The 1,001-nt window shown below is 42.1% G+C and carries 1 protein-coding gene and 1 pseudogene; both read right to left on the minus strand.

The window, feature by feature from the left end; genetic code table 11:
- Positions 1-59: 59 nt before the first annotated feature.
- Positions 60-818 (minus strand): annotated as a pseudogene (locus H5125_RS21670) (IS110 family transposase); the annotation flags it as partial.
- A gap of 22 nt (positions 819-840) precedes the next feature.
- The coding region (locus tag H5125_RS21675) for an integrase core domain-containing protein (RefSeq protein ID WP_182745496.1) at positions 841-1,001 on the minus strand (161 nt) is incomplete at its 5' end.

A 1,001-nucleotide genomic window follows, 5' to 3' on the forward strand; every position in this document is an offset into this window, starting at 1 on the left:
TGCTCGCTTCTCTTTTTAAGAGTATCTAGTTAGACGTTCAGCTCACCTTATTGCGCGACTTATCCTTTTAAGAATCGTTGTTCATCAAACACCGTTTTGTTCTTCAGCATGAAATAGACGCAGCGACCAAGCTTATGTGCCAGTGCAGACAACGCCTTTGCTTTACTCATTCGTTTTTGTAATCGATTAAGGTAGTTACGTGCTTTGTCATTGCCTCGCAGGTAAAGCACCGCTGCTTCTGAGAATGCCCATTTCAAATGAGCATTACCGATTTTATTGCCATTGGTGCCATAGGTTTTACCCGCTGATTCTGCTTTGCATTTGACCAATCGAGAGTATGAAGCAAACTTTTGTACTGACTCAAATCGACTGATATCACCGATTTCATAGAGGATTGTCAGTGACAAAATCTTGCCAATACCTGGTACTGTTTTCAGTAATTCTAAATAGACGGGATTATGGTTTTTGGCCTGTTTTTCAATGAACCATTCAACCTGTGCGAGTTCCTTTGCATAACAATCAAGTAGTGCCATGTCTAAATCAATGTTGCGTTGTACGATAGGATCTTGATATTGCTCGCGAAGTTTTTGTCTTGCAGAGATGTTTTTAAGATTAAGTTCAGTGGCAGGTAAATTGTATTGGCTGTTGGTGTTAACCACATGACCTTTGAGCATGGCCCCGTGACGGACAATCTTCATTCTTCGGCGCAGTAGATCACGAGCTGCGCGCATTTCACTTGGATAATCATAAGCTATTGGAAAGTTACCACCACGCAGTAGTGTGGCAATTTTAAAGGAATCGGTAATCTCCCCATTTTTAGCTGAGGTCAAAAGTAGAGACTTAGGCCACTAGTGCCAGTTTTTGCTTTGGTGGGACACCACCAATTGCTGTATTGGGTCTTTCATTGTTATAAAACCATAGCCATTGTGTCGCATGTTCCTGTACCTCGGCAATACTATTCCAAAGATATTGGCTCAGCCATTCGTATCGCACAGTCCGAT

This window comes from Shewanella sp. SR44-4 (assembly GCF_014163715.1).
Lineage (GTDB): Bacteria > Pseudomonadota > Gammaproteobacteria > Enterobacterales > Shewanellaceae > Shewanella.